Raw genomic sequence first — 14,868 nt, 5'->3', positions numbered from 1 at the left:
GTGGCAGTACGCGGGAGACGAGGTCGCAGATTCCGCGTGCCGAGATGCCGCATTCGGTGAGTAGGGCGTTGCGGGCTCCGTGCGGGAGGAAGACGCGCTCGATCGTGTCGATAGCACGCTCGACTCCCGCGCAAAGTGAGCGCGGCGCAGCGAGTACCAGCTCACGTCCACGACCGGTCATTTCAGCGCTCCCTTCGTGTGATCAGGCCGGCCAACGTCAACAGATCCGCCGCCGCCGCAGGATTCGGTTCGGCTTGTTCGAGGAGGTGCTGCGCAGCCGAGATATGTTCGGCGGCAGCGTCTTCGGCCCATCTGCGGCCGCCGGCGAGCTCGATGAGCCGCGCGAGGTCCTCGAGCTCTGCTTGGCTGAGCAGGTCGGTGCCGCTGTAGCGTTGCGCAAGTTCGATACCGGCGGTGGTGTGGGAGTTCAGTGCGGCGACCACCGGCAGGGACTTCTTGCGATGGACGAGATCGGCGAATACCGGTTTTCCGGTGATCTCGGGGTCTCCCCAGATGCCGAGGAGATCGTCGACGAGTTGGAAGGCGAATCCGAGCTGGAGGCCGAATTGCCGCATGAGCGTGGCTTTCTCTGGACCCGCGTGAGCGGCCCATGCGCCGAGCTCGCACGAGGCGCTCAACAGTGCGGCAGTTTTACCTTCGACCATGTGCAGGCACTCCGGCAGTGACACCGACGGCCGGTTCTCGAAGGCGAGATCTTCGGTTTGCCCCTCGCACAGCGCGTGCAACGCTTTAATGAGGATGCGTGCCGCGTCACGATCTTGGGAGATGAGCAGGTTCGTCGCGGCGGTCAGGAACAGGTCGCCGGTGAGAATGGCTGCGGGCACACCGAATGTCGCCCATGCCGCGCAGCGGTGTCTACGGATCTCGTCGTTGTCCATGATGTCGTCGTGCAGCAGCGAGAAATCGTGCACCATCTCCACGGCCACCGCGGCAATGATCGCGCGTTCGCGGGTGAGCTCGGCCGAACCACGGGTGTTCGCGGCGGCGCTTGCCAGCACCAAGGCGGGACGAATCGACTTCCCGCCCAGCTGTGTCGGCGTTCGCTGCGCGTCCCACCAGCCGATGTGATAGCCGCCGACCGTCGCAATATCGGCAGGTAGCGCGGTAACCGCCGACCGGTAGGCCGGTTCGAACACCTTCCGCGTTTCCGCAAGAATCTCTGTCGCGGATCGTCCTGGCCGGGCGCGAACGGTGAGCGTCATCTCGATCAATCCTCCAAGAACAGATACTTATGTCGCGCAGCGACTTTCAGGCTTCGGCGCGGAAGTCCACGAGTTCGAGAACCGGGCACGGACTCCGGACTGCTGCCGCGCACGCCGGCTAGCCGCTCTTGGACCCACCGCCACCTCGGCATGCCAGGGTTGTCGCCGTGAAACTCACGGGTGGCCGCCACACACCTGACAGCTGGCAGTCCAGCCAGTGTGCGTGCGGTAGGCGGTATTCAAGATCTGTGAAACCTGTTCGCCGACCTCGCAACTCGTCGCTGGCTCGGATCGCACTCACCGGACATGCGTGACACACGCACCGCACTCGCGGCCGAGGAGTCTCAACCGGCCGCCGTGAATCCGGCAGCGAACTTCTGAGCCCCTCGAGGGCTCAAATCGGTCGATGACACCGACTCCGCTGAAAAGTACTGGCGAATCAAATTTTCGTCGAGGCGACGTCGCTGCGGGACGCCACTCGGCCGTGTGCAGACGGGATTCAACATTCAGACGGACCTACATGATCAGTGCTCCGGAGTTGAAAATCGCAACCGACACAGACCACACCAACCCAAATCCGTTCGGCGGCTGACAACGATGGCATCCCCGAACCTTCGCGCTGTGCTCGATCCCGCTACCTAGACGATAGCCCCGTCCCCACTAGTGCAAACCGGACACTAAACGGACAGATTCGTGTCCGGCTCGCCTCGTGTAAGTCAGAAGATCGCTACTCCGAAGGCGTTGACCGCCACTGCTTTACGTAGCTGCGCAGTCCCACGGGCGTGACATGCACTGCGCAGGAAAGGATCACCGATATCGTCGTCGGCCTCACCACATGCATCGCCGGGCCTGACCTGAACCAAAACTCGATGAGCCCGCGGCACGCCGCTTGCCCACTTGCCGTGACCATGAAACACCACCCGCTCGACCCGCCGGGCCCACCACGAAAGTCCGTTGCCGCGCATATCGTCGGAGGGGATCGTGCTGTCGATGTCCGGACGGCCCTGCTGCTCACCCGCCCCACCCTTCTCGGGATCAGTGAGCAGAACTGTCGTGGGCTACAGCAATCCGGTGATGGCGAAGTCTGACACTTCGTTCGACTGGACGACGTCGGCGTGGCGAAAGGTCGACGCCCCGGTGCCTCAACATGAGGCGGTCGCATCCGGGCACACGGTGGCGGTGCAGCTCTGCCGCGTTGGTTGCCGTTGCGGCCGGTCGTGGAGTTCTGGCGCAACCGGTCCGGGGATAGTTCCCAGCGCGGCTCGGGTGCTGCGTGGCGGGTGCCGTTTTGTTGTGGATGCTGTCCGTGCTGCCCTGGGGTGCGAAACCGACGTTGGCAGAACTACTGCTGAGTCCGGCCGTCGGTATTGCGGCGTGAGATGCCGCGGCGTTGGAGGGCGGTGCGGATGGTGGTGCCGTTCTCGCGGAGAATTTGAGGATGCTGCCTTTCGCGAGTTGCCATTCGGTGGCGAGTTTGTTGATGGATGCACCGGATTGGTAGGTCACTATGATCTGCGCGCGGTCGGTTTCGCTGAGTCGTTGGAGGGCGTGGGGTTTGGTCGCGACAGTGGGGAAAGGCGTAGCGGTGTCGTGGCGACTGGATTGTTCGCGCTGGGTGGGTCCTGTGGGGTGGGTTGCGGATCCGGAAGATCGGGATGAGTCGATCGGGCGCGATGACGGTGACTTCGGCGATGAGTACTTCGATGAGTGCTTTGGTTTGGTTGTTGTTGCCGTCGCGGATGACCTCGGCGATGTGGTCTGCGATGTCGTCGAGTGTGGCAGGTCCAGGTGAGCGGGGTGCTTCTTCCATCTCGTAGGTCAGCTCGTCGCGGCGGGTCTGGAGTTGGTTGGTTTTGGTGCGGAGGCTGGAGAGGCGTTCGGTGAGGAGTTCATCGCCCAGGGTCCCGTGATTCGTGGCTGTCGGTGGTCGTGTTTCCGCGGAAGTTGGTCTCGCCCAGGTAGGTTCGGTTGTTCAGCGCTCGTAGTACTTGTTGGGTGGACCAGAGCCCACCGGTGGTGGTGCGGTGGCCGCGGTCGTTGAGGATGGCGGCGATCGTGCGTGCGCCGGCCCCGTGGCGTTCGCCTCGGCGGGCCGCGGCAATGCCATGATGAGGCGGTGGCGCGCATCCTGCTGATAGAGGACGACCCGCTGATCCGGGACAGCCTCGCGATGGCGCTGCGGCGGCACGGCCACGAGGTGCGCGTCGCGGCGTCGGGGGAGGAGGGGCTGTCCTTGGCCGCGGACGGGGTCGAGCTCGTGGTGCTGGATGTGATGCTGCCCGGCATGGACGGCTTCGAGGTCTGTCGGCGGCTGCGGGCGCGGGGTGACGTCGCCGTCATCATGCTCACCGCGCGCGAGGACGACATCGACGTGGTGGGTGGGCTGGAGGCGGGGGCCGACGATTACGTGGTCAAGCCGGTGCTGCCGCGGGTGTTGGACGCGCGCATCAAGGCGGTGCTGCGCCGGGGCGGCCGGGACGTGCAGAGCGGCACCGTGCGATTCGGGGAGCTCGAGATCGACCGTGACGGGCTGACGGTGGCGAAGAACGGAGTCGCGGTGGCGCTGACGCGGACCGAGCTGCGTCTGCTGCTGGAGCTTTCCGGCGCCCCGGGGCAGGTTTTCAGCCGCCAGCAGCTGCTCGAACGCGTGTGGGAGCACGATTACCTCGGCGATTCGCGCTTGGTGGACAACGGGATCCAGCGGCTGCGCGCCAAGATCGAAGGCGATCCGGCCGCGCCGCTGTTCGTGCAGACGGTGCGCGGCTTCGGCTACCGGTTCGGGCCGATATGAGATGGCCGCGCGGATTGCGCGCCCGGCTGCTGGCCGCTTTCGTGCTGGTCACCGTGATCGGCGCGGCGGCGGCGGCCTGGGCCGGATTCGTCTCGGCGCGAGCCTCGTTGACCAGTGACGCGCAGAACAGCGCCGCTGCCGAGGTGGCGGCGCGCATCACGGCCGCGGCGCCGTCGCTCACCGATCCTCCCGATCAGCAGACCCTGGACCGGTTGCGGGACTTGATCGGCGGCCGAGTATGGGTGTGTTACGGGAACCTCACCGCGGCAACGGATTCCGATCGCGAGTTGGTGACCGATGAGCTCCGGAAGGCGGTGCGCGACAGTGGCGGGCTGATGCTGCAAAGGATTTCAGGCCCGCGGCTGCTGATCGGCACCCCCGTCATGGTCACCGGTGTGGACGGCCGCCGCACGCGCTCGGGCATCGAGGTGTACGCGGTGCGCGATCTCAGCGAAACGCAGGCCCGCATAGCCGATTCCGGCCGCGCCGCCGCCTTGACCAGCCTGCTGGCCTTGCCCCTGGCGGCCGGGCTGGCGCTGCTGGCCGCGCGCGGCGTGCTGCGGCCGGTGCGGGAATTGCGGGATACCGCACGCAGACTCGCCGACGGCGATCTCACCGCGCGCGGCAACCCCCGCGGCGGCGACGAGCTGTCCGAGCTCACCGTGACGGTCAATCACATGGCGGCACAACTGGAATCGACGGTGGACCGATTGCGGGCCTCGGAGGCCGAGTCCCGCCGTTTCGTGGCCGATGTCTCGCACGAGCTGCGCACGCCGCTCACCGCGCTCACCGCGGTGGTGGAGGTGCTGGAGGCCGAATCCGATCGGATGACCGGCGACCAGCGGGCATCCGCGCTGCTCGCGGTCGACGCCACCCGGCGGCTCACCACCCTGGTCGCGGACCTGATCGAGGTCTCCCGCTTCGACGCCGCGGCCGAACGGCTGCACCCCGAGGACGTGGAAATCGTCGCGGCGGTGCGGGACAGCCTCGCCGCCCGGCTCTGGGACGACGACCGAGTGCGGCTGCGGGCGATGGAGCCGGTCGAGGCGATCGTGGACCGCCGCCGCCTGGATGTCATCGTGGCGAACCTCGTCGGCAACGCGCTGTCGCACGGCGCACCGCCGGTGCAGGTGGATATTCACACCGCGGGCGAGGACGTGCTGATCACCGTCGACGACCACGGAACTGGGCTGCCCGCAACCGATCCCGACCGCGTGTTCACCCGCTTCTACAAGGCCGACGCCGGGCGCGGCGGGGCCGGGGGCAGCGGACTCGGCCTGGCCATCGCCCGTGAGCACGCCCGCCTGCACGGCGGCGACATCACCGCGGGCCGTGCGCCCACCGGTGGCGCGCGCTTCACCGTCCGCCTGCCCCGGACCCCGGGGCGGCCCGCAGCGGGGAGTCGGCCGTGAAACTCCCTGGGCGACAGCGAGAATGGACTCCAATCAGGCCGGTCGCGCTCCTGCTCGCGGCGGCGGTGTGCGGCGGCTGCGGGATCTCGGGCAGCGCCGTCTTCGCCGGCGGCGACGCCCCGACCGGCATCGCGCCGGGCGTGACCCTGTATTTCGTCGCCGCCGACGGGACCGTGACCCCGGAATTCCGGGAAACCGGGAAACTCGGGACGGTCGGCGAGGCACTCGACCTGATGCGCCGCACGCAACCGGGCCCGGGACTGCACACCGAGATACCGGAGGCGGAGGGAGGCCCGGCTCCCCTGGTGACCGAATTCGACACCCTCATCACCGTCGACATGCCTTACACCAGAACAGAACTCAGTGATCACGCGATCGCCCAGGTTGCCTGCACGGCACTGGGAGTCCATCGCCAAGCGGGCCGCCCATCGGCCACCGTGCTGATCAAGCCCACCATCGGCCCGGACTTCGGCTCGCTGACCTGTCCGGTCCAGCGCTGACTGTTTGCGACAGAACCGCGACACAGCTGCCACGAAGTGCCCACATCGGGCGGGCACCGTGTCCGGCATGACAGCACTCGCCACTTCCACAGATCCGCGGACCGGGCACGCGCCGCCACGGCTGCTCGGCGTCGACGCCGTGCGCGGGCTCGCGCTGCTGGGCGTATTTCTCATGCACTTCCATATGTCGGGCTGGCTGCAGACCGGTGCGCCGGATGCCGCGCCCGCACCCGTCGCGTGGTTCCAGAACGAGACATCCTCACGCGCCATGAGCCTGTTCATCCTGCTCGCCGGAGTATCCGTGGCGCTCATGACCGGCGGTGCGCGACCGTACACCGGCCAGCGAATGAGCCTGGCGCGCAGGCGGTTGGCCGTGCGCGCGGGCATGATCTTCCTCATCGGGCTGTGCCTGGAGAGTGCCGCGCCGAACGTGCTGGAGTTCTACGGGGTGCTGCTGCTCCTGCTGGTGCCCTGCACCGGTCTGCGACCCCGGACCCTCGCCCTGATGTCCGCCGCGGCCGTACCGGCCGTGACGCTCTACGCCGTGTGGGTGATGAACAACCACATGAGCTGGCTGATGACCGAGATCCCGAGCGGGCCCGCGATACTTCTCCAGCCGCAGCACTGGGCCGCATACCTTTTCTCCTTGGTGGGCTACGGCGGCGGCTTCCAAACCGTCTACGGAATCCCCTTGGTGCTGGCCGGACTCGCGATCGGCCGCCTCGATCTGCGCGCCACGGCGGTACGCCTCCGCATGGCTGGGGGTGGCCTCGCGCTGGCACTCACCGCGTCGGCGGTCGCGGCCCTGGTTCCGCATCTGCTTCCGGCAGGCGACCTGCTCACCTGGCGATCCCTGTTCGACATGCCCGGCGCCACGGCCCCGTACGCCACCAGTCTCGTCGGCATCACCTTCATGATCGGCGTGGCGCTGCTGCTGCTCGGTCTGCTGCTGCCACTCTTGGACCGCCCGCGCGCGCAGTCGCTGCTGTGGCCCCTCGTCGCGGCCGGGAGCATGACCCTGACCTGGTACGTCGGGCACCTGCTGTTCCTGTACTCCGTCCTCGAGCCCCGGACCCAGTTCTCGGTGGCCGGGTTCGGCGGGGTCATCGTGGCAGTCCTCGCGCTGTCGGCCCTGTGGCGCAAGCGATTCCGTCGCGGGCCCCTGGAGTGGCTGGTGCACATCGCCATGGTCACCGCGGGCAATCCAAAACAGGGCCGACAGCGAAAGCGCCCCTGACGGCTGACGGAGTTCTGGACAGTTCACCTGTTAGCTCCCTGTCGCCAGTGGCACGTGCGGTCGATACTTCACCTCATGGACGACATTTCCGAGAATAGTCCTGGAGTGCAACGACTTTGGCTGAGGATTTCCGGCGGTTGTGCGATGGTGGGCGGTGGTGGGTTTCTCTTGGTCGGTGTGATGCACGGTGACCTGCCCGACGAGGACGTCACCGCGGCCGTCCGGTTCGTCGCTGATCATCCACACTGGTACGTCACACATTTGGCGGGCATTCTCTGTGTTCTGCTGTGGGCGGGCGCCTTTTATGGCCTGCCGCGCACGTTGCGCACCGCGCTCGGCTGTGTCCTCGGCCGTTTCGCGGCGCTGAGCATGGGAATCGGTGCTGCGATTTTCGCGGTGGACTCACCATCGATGGGTTCGCCTTCAAGCGCGTCGCCGATCAGTGGGCGACCTCGGCCGACGCCGAGGCGGAACGGAATCTGCAGCTCGCCGACGCGTTGTTCGCAGTGCTATATGGCACGGTAACCGCCTCGGCCACATGGACTTTCGGTCTTCCCTTCCTGCTGATCGGGTCAGCGATCGTGGTGGATCGGAGCTTTCCGCGCTGGATCGGTGTCTTGATGGCGGTCGCGGGGACGGGTAGTGCCGTCGGGGGTGTGGTCACCTATCTGGATTGGCACCCGAGTTCGGGTTTCGTTGTGGCATTGGCATGTAACGCGATCTCGACCGCATTTCTCGCGGTGCTCGGAGCCGTGATGTGGCGGCAAGCGAAGCGGCTGTAAACGCGGCGACAGCGACCCCTACGTCATCATGCTGGGTTCGGCTCGATCAAACCTGGCCGAACACTGCACGGGTGGTGCCGACCCGACGCTGCTTGCGCTGCACGAGGCGTCCATGCTCGAGTCGCACGAGCAGGCTCGCCGCCTGGGCTCGACCCTCTCCGGCCGATCCGCCGCCTGAGCGCTGCCCGCGGCATCGGGCGGCCGGCGAAATGGGTGGCGTTGCCCGTCCGGCAGTGAACCGCTGGACGGGCAACTGGCCACATCGGGGAAGCCCGGAACTGCCCTCCGGCACCGACATGAGCCGTGATACCCGCCGCAGCCTCCGGCAATCACTGGGTCAGGTGGATTCTCGGGGAAATAGGACGGGTGTCGCGCCAGATAGAACCGCAGTCGTCCACGCGCGACATCGACGATCGGGCCGTTTTCATCTCCGGCGAGGCGGAGGCGCGCTGGGGAAACCGAACAGTTCGGGAGAATGGACAAGGGGAGAGGGTTCCACAAATGACTGAAGGTGTCCTGGACGCCAGCATGTGCTGCAGGGCGTGAGCGACCAGGGCGATCCTCGCTGGCTGGATTGGCCGGGGCAGATGGATGGGTAGCCACTCCGATGCCGCGGCCGCCGCCAATAGAGGGCGTGCCCCCGACGCGATGGCGGCGTCCGCCGGTCGAGAGCGACAGTTGGACGACCGCCGCGTGATCCGGCGCGAAATTCGCCGGGACCGATCCAGTTCCCCCTGTTACGATGCCCGACATGAATTTCTTCTTCCTGCGCTGAGGATCCCGTCGGCGAACCGAGGATCCCCCCGTCGTCGACGAGGCGGGGCGGCATACCGCCGCTTCCGAACCTCGTTGTGGGAGAAATACATTCATGGGCATCCGCCTGGTGGCGCGATGTGTTCGAGGGCTGGAATCCGTGGTCGCCGCGGAGGTCCTGCGGCTCGGTCTCGGTGCCGTCGTCGAACTCGGCCATCGCGAAATCCATTGCCACACCCTCTCTTCAGCCTCTCAGGTACTGCGGTTGCGGACCGCTGACGACGCGTTCGTCCTGGCCGCCACCGCGCCGGATATCGGCCGGCGCAAGAACTCGGTCGCCGTCTTGGCCGGTCTCGTCGCGGACTTGGACGTGCCTCGATTGTGGGAAGCCAGGGAGCGGTGCGGTGGGCCACCCGGTCTCGGCGGTGGTATCGAAGTGTCGGCTTCGTTCCTGGGCCGGCGAAACTTCAACCGCTACGACGTCGAAGACGCCGTAGGCGGTGCGCTCTCCGAACAACTTGGGCTCCACTATCATTCGCGTCGCGGCGGTGCCCGGCCGCCGGACTCGGGTAGCGGGTGGCGGGTGACCCTGGACGGGCAACATGCCCGTCTCATGCTCCGCATCGCGACGCACCCGTTGCACCGTCGTCCCTACAAACAACAGAGCGTCCCCGGCAGCCTGCATCCCCCCGTCGCGTCGGCAATGGTGCAGCTGGCCGACCTGCGGCCCGGCGACCGAGTGCTCGACCCCTGCTGCGGTGCGGGCACGCTGCTGCTCGAGGCGCGCCATCTCCAGCCCGCAGCCACCTACCGCGGCTTCGACGCCGACCCCGCAGCAGTCCGGGCAACCCGCGCGAACGCCGCGGCCACCATCCCGGCCCGACTCGGCGACGCGGCGAATGTGCCGTTGCCGCCGGGCAGTATCGACCGCATCGTCTGTAATCCGCCGTGGGACAGCCAAGCTCCGGCTCGCGGGCTACTCTCCCACAGCTCGCTACCACTGTGGACCGAGTTGCGCCGGCTGCTCACCGCCAACGGAATCGCGGTGCTCCTCATCCCCGACGCCCGCGAACTCGCCACCGCCATCCACGCCGGATTTACACCCACCCACCTTCAGCAGGTACGCATCTCGGGCAGGCCGTCCTTTCTCATCCGTGTCGCCCCGGCTTCGTGAATGCGATCGAGTGTCAGCGGCCGTGTTCATCCGCGCGGCTCGGCGGCGGCGAGAACCCGGTGGCCGGTGAAAAGCTCAGCGGGTCACTCGTTTTCAGGACTGTTGTGCCGAGGTGGCAGCTCGGCCGATTCACCCGTGCGCCCGGGTTGCCTGGCGCTTTCTGGTGATTCTGGCGTCCGCTGTGCGGGGGCATCACCATTCGAAGCTGCCGCCGCCAGCCGGTTTCTTGAAGTCGACGGTTATGCCGTACGCGGCGCCCTTGGCGCCCGGGGCCACGGTGCCCACCGGGTTACCCGTGCAGTCGTCGGAGTTGTAAATGTAGGCGGTGCGCTTGCTGGTGTAGTTCTCCACGGTGATGTCCATCGGCCCGACCGAGATGCACCGTGCGAGATCACCGTACTGGTCCTGGTACACGAGCCCGTTGATGATCGCGATCTCCTGGGGCGCCGCCGTGGCGACCGGGGCTGACGCGGCGAGAACGACTGCAACGATCCCGGTGGCGACTGCGAATGCCTTCATGATCTGTCTTCTCCTTCATTGGCGAATCGATGACCACCGGTGGCGGCCGTCGGGGTTATTGTTGCCGCCTGCTGCTCGCGGCTCGGCGGGGTGATTCTCGAAGCACACAGCCACGCGACGAGCAGAATGAGCAGGGCTGCGGTGTTGGATATCAGTTTCGGCGGCCAGTTCCCGTCGTGCACGGGCGGGACGGCGAAGGCCAGCAGAGCGGTGCAGATCAAGGGTGCGAAGGCGACCGCGAGGAGGTGGGCGCGCCGCCACATCCGTCGCCGCGACCATCGGTGCAGGGCATAGGCCAGGAGCGTCAACGGGGCGACCGAGGCGGCCACCCATACCCAGGCGAGCGGACCGAGGAGGGGCTCGGGTGCGCGCAGCACCATATGGGTACCGACCGACAGCACGGTGAGGGAGCCCACCAACGTCGGATGCGGCGCCCGATCGCGCCATTTGCCCGGTCCGTCGGCGTCGAAACGTGCCGACGTGGGCCAACGGTGGGGGCGGCGCGGTAACGCGAATGCCACCACGACGAGCACGACGACGACCGCGGACACCCCGGCGAGCCGGACTGGTGAGCCGACCAGCCCGGGCACGACGACGAGTTCGTAGCAGAACAGACTGGCGGCGCCCAGATAGAGCAGTCCAAACACCGCCAATCCCGGTCGGCGGAGCCAAGGTTGTGCTGCCGACCGCGCGAATATCCCCTCCACCAATGCGATTGGCGCACCGAAGGTGACCATCGCGTGTCCGCCGACGAATACCAGCAGTTGACTGATGTCGATGCCGACACCCGGTACCTCGGTCGCCCGTCCCGCCCAATACGGAGAGTCGGCGAAATGCTCCTGGTCCAGCAGCGATTGGTCGATCAATCCGGCTTGGACCATTCCGAAAGCCCCGCATACCAGCAGGATCGACACCCATCCGAGCCCGGTGCGCACCGCTGCTTCGCGGATCAGCACCGCGACAGCGCCATAGAGAGGGCCGGCGATCAGCACGGCAGTGACCACGCCGAGCGGGGTGGCGTGCCCGGAGTAGCCGCTGAGTACCTCGGCGGTGAGTGGGGGCAGCGCGAACAGCAGCGCCACCGCGCGATAACGCGAGGCCATCACCGCGACTGCCGGTAGGTCAGTCGGCGCAGCAGAATCTCGGCCGGGCCGCGTCGATCGCACCGTGCCAGGATCACGGCCACTGCTACGGTGACCAGCCAGATCGCGACCCCGACGGCCGCGGCGGCCGCCACGCCCAGCGCCTCGAAAAGGTTGGCAAGCAGTGGTTCGGTGAGTACGAACCACCCGACGGACTGGAGAAGATAACAGGTCAGGGACCGCTGTCCCACGGCGGCGAGTGCGTGGGTGATCGGCCCGCGCCGCGACGTCGCCCGCGCGACCACCAGCCCGATCAGCGCCGCATACCCGAGCCCGCCTGCGATCCCGGTGAGGGTGTGCAGCGCTGCGGCGCCCCAGCTCGTCCATTCGGCCCCGGGGGACCACCAGCCGAGAAACCTTGCGACCGTAGGGATCGCGCCCGCGACGGCGATCAGCAATCCGAGGAGCGCGAGCCTGCGCAGTAGCCGCACATGGCGCCACGGTTCATCGAGCAGACCCGCGCGTGCTGCCCAGATGCCGGCCAGCATCGGCGCGATGGCCATGATCGCGCTCATCGGCGCGATGAACACCAGCGATCCGAGTCGCTGCACCGCACCCACCAGCGGATCGAGGGGTGGGTGCGGCTCCTCGACGCCGTCGAGCAGGGCCTGCAACCCGCCGAACACGGTCGCTCCGGCCAGCGCCGCGACCGCTCCCACCGCGACCAACCGGCGATTGGTCCAACCGACCGCGCCGGCCAGCAGCACCGCCAGCAACCCGTAGGCGGCGAGGATGTCGCCCGCGTACAGCAGTGCGGCGTGCGCGATCCCGAACACGACGAGCCATCGGCCCCGTCTGCGCAGCAAGCCGCGCGCCTGTTCCGGCGCCAGTCCACGCGCCTTCGCGCGCCGGAAGATCTGCACCAGTCCGTACCCGTAGAGTGCCGCGAACATCGGATACGCGCGCCCGTCCACGAGCGTGGTCGAGACGGCCTGCACCAGGTCGTCCACCGGGCCAGGGCCTCCGCGCACCGCGAGTGCGGCACCGCCGGGGTGCAGGATGCGGGTATGGGCCACCGCGATCAACAGCAACATCGCACCGCGCGCCAGATCCGGGGCCAGCGACCGCTGCGCGGGGGCGATCGGCGCTGGCGCGAGGTCAGCGGGCGGGCGGTGGGAGTCGGACATACCACCCCACATTAACAGAGTGGCCACTCTAGTAATAGAGTCGATTCATGCCCAGAACCGTCGATCCCGCGCGTCACCGCGCCCGCCGCCTGCGCATCATCGATGCCGGTCTCGGCGTTCTGGCCGAGCACGGCTACTCCGGCGCGACGACCGCGATGATCTGCAAGGCCGCCGGCATCGGCTCGGGCACCTTCTTTCATTACTTCCCCACCAAAGACTCGCTGGTGGTCGCCGCAATCGAGCTGGGCACCGAGGAGGTCAGGGATTTCTTCGCCCAGCGCACCACTCGCACCGACCACCGGCAGGTCCTCGTCGAGTACACCGAACACGCGGTTGCCGAATTGGCCGACCCGCGCGCTCCGGACTTCATCCGAATCGTCGGCGGTCTGATACATCACCCCGAGATCACGGCGGCACTCGCCGCCGACGACGAGGTGGTGCGCACGAGCCTGACGACTCATGCCCGATCGGCCACCAAGGCAGGCCAGATCGACACTGCCCTGGAGCCTGAACGCGTGGCGGCCTGGATCATGGTTCTGCTCGAGGGCCTCGCCGGCCGGATTGCTTCGGACGACTCGTTCGACGCGATGCGGGAAATTCCGGTGTTTCGTCGACTTCTCGGCGCACTACTCGATGATGGGCGCAGCATCTCGTCGTGACTCTTTGTGGGGGTGAATGCTGTTGGCGTTCAAGGGCATCAGTGCTTCGGTCGGGCACGGTGACCGTGGCGCGCCCAGCATGCCAAGGCGGACAAGCTGCTCGTCGTCGGGCGTTGTATCACGCGTACGCCTGCTGTGCGTCAGTCCGGCAGCCAGTGCAGCTCTTGTGCCAGGGTTTTGGCGACGGTACGGATGCGGCGGTGTAGTGGTGACTGTACGCGCGGGAGCACCAGGTGGATGGTCAAGGTGGCTGCACCCTGCAGCGGTCGCCAGGTGAGGCCGGCCGGCTGTGTCGCGATCGCGGCTGCACCGGCTGGGGCGAGGGTGAGCCCGTCGCGTAGGTCGCGCTGAGACAGGTCGAAAGAGACTGGGGGCGTGCGGAATCGGAGGTTCGGCTGGGTGTCGCGGAACAGCGCGGACAGCTGATCGTGGATCACCGGATTGGCCGTACGGTCGGGGAGTCGCAGCGGATACGCGGCAGCATCGGCGATCGCGATCTCGGGGTGTTCGGCCAGCGGATGATGCTGTGCCAGTTGGACTCCGACGCGCTCACGCCGTAGCAGGAATCGGCGCACGCCACGACCCGGCTGTTCGCCGCGGGTGATCCCCGCGTCGATGCGGCCGTCGGCGACCGCTGGGGAGATCTCCGGTGTCGCCATGGGGACCGCGCCGACCTCGAGTCCCGGGCTGCTGTGAATGAGCTTGTTCACCAGGGCCGGTGCCGTCTCGGCCCCCGTGCTGAGGCTGTATCCGATGCGCAGTGTGCCCAGCTCACCGGCGCCCGCATGCCGGGCGGTGTCCCATGCTCGGTCCAGTGCCGCCAGCGCGGGCGGCGCGGACTCCGCCAAAGCCGCACCGGCCGTGGTCAATACGACGCTACGGGTGTTGCGCACCAGCAGGCGCGTGCCGAGTTCCGCCTCCAATCGGCGCATCCGGGCACTGAGTGCGGGCTGCGCTATACCGATCCGGGCGGCCGCGCGCGTGAAATTCAACTCCTGCGCCAGTACCAGAAAGTACCGCAGGCTCACCGTATCCGGCGCCACATGCCCTCCCCGCCGATTGATAACGATCCGTTCTGAGTCTATCCCGTCCCGGTCTTTCCCTCGACCACACATCGAGCCCTAACCTGCGCATATGACGATTCAGCCGACCGCGGCACTGGACACCGCACGCACGCCCACCAGGAACTGGTCATGTACAAGCTGGTAGTCCTGTACGGCGAGCCCGCCGACCCCGACCACTTCCGCCACTACTACGTGACCAACCACCTGCCATTGGTCAGGAAGCTGCCCGGCCTGCTCGCGTGGCGCTACAGCTTCGACGTCGCGGCGACCGACGGCGAAGCACCGTATTTCGCGGTCTTCGAAGCCGACTTCGCCGACGCCGCCGCCGAGGCCGCGGCTCGGGCTTCGCAGGAAGGCAGGCAGGCGGCCGCCGACGTCGTCAACTACGCCACCGGCGGTGCGATCATCATCCACTATCCGGTGCAGGAGGGCATCGGCTGACGAAATGGCGTGCCGGGAGCGGAGGCGGTGTGTGCACGCCCGAA

Annotated in this window: 15 protein-coding genes; 9 read left to right on the top strand and 6 right to left on the bottom strand. The window is 67.4% G+C overall.

Annotated elements, in window-relative coordinates; all coding sequences use genetic code 11:
• Window positions 1–182 precede the first annotated feature (182 nt).
• Both O3I_RS33915 and O3I_RS47105 read right to left on the bottom strand, forming a co-directional pair.
• The gene (locus O3I_RS33915) at window positions 183–1,223 is read right to left on the bottom strand and encodes a polyprenyl synthetase family protein (protein ID WP_041563043.1); all 1,041 of its coding nucleotides are present in this window, start codon (window positions 1,221–1,223) and stop codon (window positions 183–185) included.
• Between the two features lie 1,889 nt (window positions 1,224–3,112).
• Window positions 3,113–3,325, bottom strand: a complete 213-nt coding sequence (locus O3I_RS47105; RefSeq protein ID WP_081594354.1) for a recombinase family protein — start codon at window positions 3,323–3,325, stop codon at window positions 3,113–3,115.
• Window positions 3,326–3,339: 14 nt separating this feature from the next.
• Between O3I_RS47105 and O3I_RS33910 the strand changes: the two genes are divergently transcribed.
• The 7 genes from O3I_RS33910 to O3I_RS33880 all read left to right on the top strand — a co-directional run bounded on the left by O3I_RS33910 (window position 3,340) and on the right by O3I_RS33880 (window position 9,872).
• A complete protein-coding gene (locus tag O3I_RS33910; protein ID WP_014987550.1) occupies window positions 3,340–4,014 on the top strand; it encodes a response regulator transcription factor in 675 nt (224 codons plus the stop codon).
• A complete protein-coding gene (locus O3I_RS33905; protein ID WP_014987549.1) occupies window positions 4,011–5,426 on the top strand; it encodes a sensor histidine kinase in 1,416 nt (471 codons plus the stop codon). Before O3I_RS33910 ends, O3I_RS33905 begins: the two co-directional genes overlap by 4 nt.
• On the top strand, window positions 5,423–5,926 hold the full coding sequence (locus O3I_RS33900) for a hypothetical protein (RefSeq protein WP_141691879.1): 504 nt from the start codon (window positions 5,423–5,425) through the stop codon (window positions 5,924–5,926). The genes O3I_RS33905 and O3I_RS33900 overlap by 4 nt, the downstream gene beginning before the upstream one ends.
• Window positions 5,927–5,993: 67 nt before the next feature.
• On the top strand, window positions 5,994–7,163 hold the full coding sequence (locus O3I_RS33895) for a DUF418 domain-containing protein (protein ID WP_041563042.1): 1,170 nt from the start codon (window positions 5,994–5,996) through the stop codon (window positions 7,161–7,163).
• A gap of 75 nt (window positions 7,164–7,238) precedes the next feature.
• Window positions 7,239–7,688 (top strand): hypothetical protein, encoded by a 450-nt coding sequence (locus tag O3I_RS46635; RefSeq protein ID WP_237748179.1) that lies wholly within the window; start codon window positions 7,239–7,241, stop codon window positions 7,686–7,688.
• On the top strand, window positions 7,670–7,945 hold the full coding sequence (locus O3I_RS47100; RefSeq protein ID WP_366929488.1) for a hypothetical protein: 276 nt from the start codon (window positions 7,670–7,672) through the stop codon (window positions 7,943–7,945). The genes O3I_RS46635 and O3I_RS47100 overlap by 19 nt, the downstream gene beginning before the upstream one ends.
• Before the next feature lie 868 nt (window positions 7,946–8,813).
• Window positions 8,814–9,872 carry a methyltransferase domain-containing protein gene (locus O3I_RS33880; RefSeq protein WP_014987545.1) on the top strand — a complete coding sequence of 353 codons (1,059 nt, stop codon included), beginning with the start codon at window positions 8,814–8,816 and terminating at the stop codon, window positions 9,870–9,872.
• Window positions 9,873–10,064: 192 nt separating this feature from the next.
• On the opposite strand, the gene O3I_RS33875 is transcribed toward O3I_RS33880, so the two are convergent.
• Genes O3I_RS33875 through O3I_RS33865 form a run of 3 tightly spaced genes read right to left on the bottom strand, consistent with a single transcriptional unit; the run spans window position 10,065 to window position 12,660 of the window.
• Entirely contained in the window at window positions 10,065–10,391 is a 327-nt protein-coding gene (locus O3I_RS33875) for a hypothetical protein (RefSeq protein WP_014987544.1), read from the bottom strand.
• On the bottom strand, window positions 10,388–11,494 hold the full coding sequence (locus O3I_RS33870) for a hypothetical protein (protein ID WP_014987543.1): 1,107 nt from the start codon (window positions 11,492–11,494) through the stop codon (window positions 10,388–10,390). The genes O3I_RS33875 and O3I_RS33870 overlap by 4 nt, the downstream gene beginning before the upstream one ends.
• Window positions 11,494–12,660, bottom strand: coding sequence for a DUF418 domain-containing protein (locus tag O3I_RS33865; RefSeq protein WP_014987542.1), 1,167 nt, complete (start codon window positions 12,658–12,660; stop codon window positions 11,494–11,496). Before O3I_RS33865 ends, O3I_RS33870 begins: the two co-directional genes overlap by 1 nt.
• A gap of 47 nt (window positions 12,661–12,707) precedes the next feature.
• Here O3I_RS33865 and O3I_RS33860 point away from each other — a divergent pair, with 47 nt between their 5' ends.
• Window positions 12,708–13,319 carry a TetR/AcrR family transcriptional regulator gene (locus tag O3I_RS33860; RefSeq protein WP_014987541.1) on the top strand — a complete coding sequence of 204 codons (612 nt, stop codon included), beginning with the start codon at window positions 12,708–12,710 and terminating at the stop codon, window positions 13,317–13,319.
• A gap of 140 nt (window positions 13,320–13,459) precedes the next feature.
• On the opposite strand, the gene O3I_RS33855 is transcribed toward O3I_RS33860, so the two are convergent.
• Window positions 13,460–14,362: a LysR family transcriptional regulator gene (locus O3I_RS33855; RefSeq protein WP_014987540.1), complete on the bottom strand. Its 903-nt coding sequence runs from the start codon at window positions 14,360–14,362 to the stop codon at window positions 13,460–13,462.
• A 150-nt stretch (window positions 14,363–14,512) separates the two neighbouring features.
• Between O3I_RS33855 and O3I_RS33850 the strand changes: the two genes are divergently transcribed.
• Complete coding sequence (locus O3I_RS33850; protein ID WP_014987539.1) at window positions 14,513–14,824, top strand: EthD family reductase; 312 nt, start codon at window positions 14,513–14,515, stop codon at window positions 14,822–14,824.
• Window positions 14,825–14,868: the final 44 nt, after the last annotated feature.

Origin of the sequence: Nocardia brasiliensis ATCC 700358 (assembly GCF_000250675.2) — a bacterium.
Lineage (GTDB): Bacteria > Actinomycetota > Actinomycetes > Mycobacteriales > Mycobacteriaceae > Nocardia > Nocardia brasiliensis_B.
Note: the sequence above shows the minus strand (reverse complement) of the source record. Positions and strands in the feature narration are given on the sequence as shown.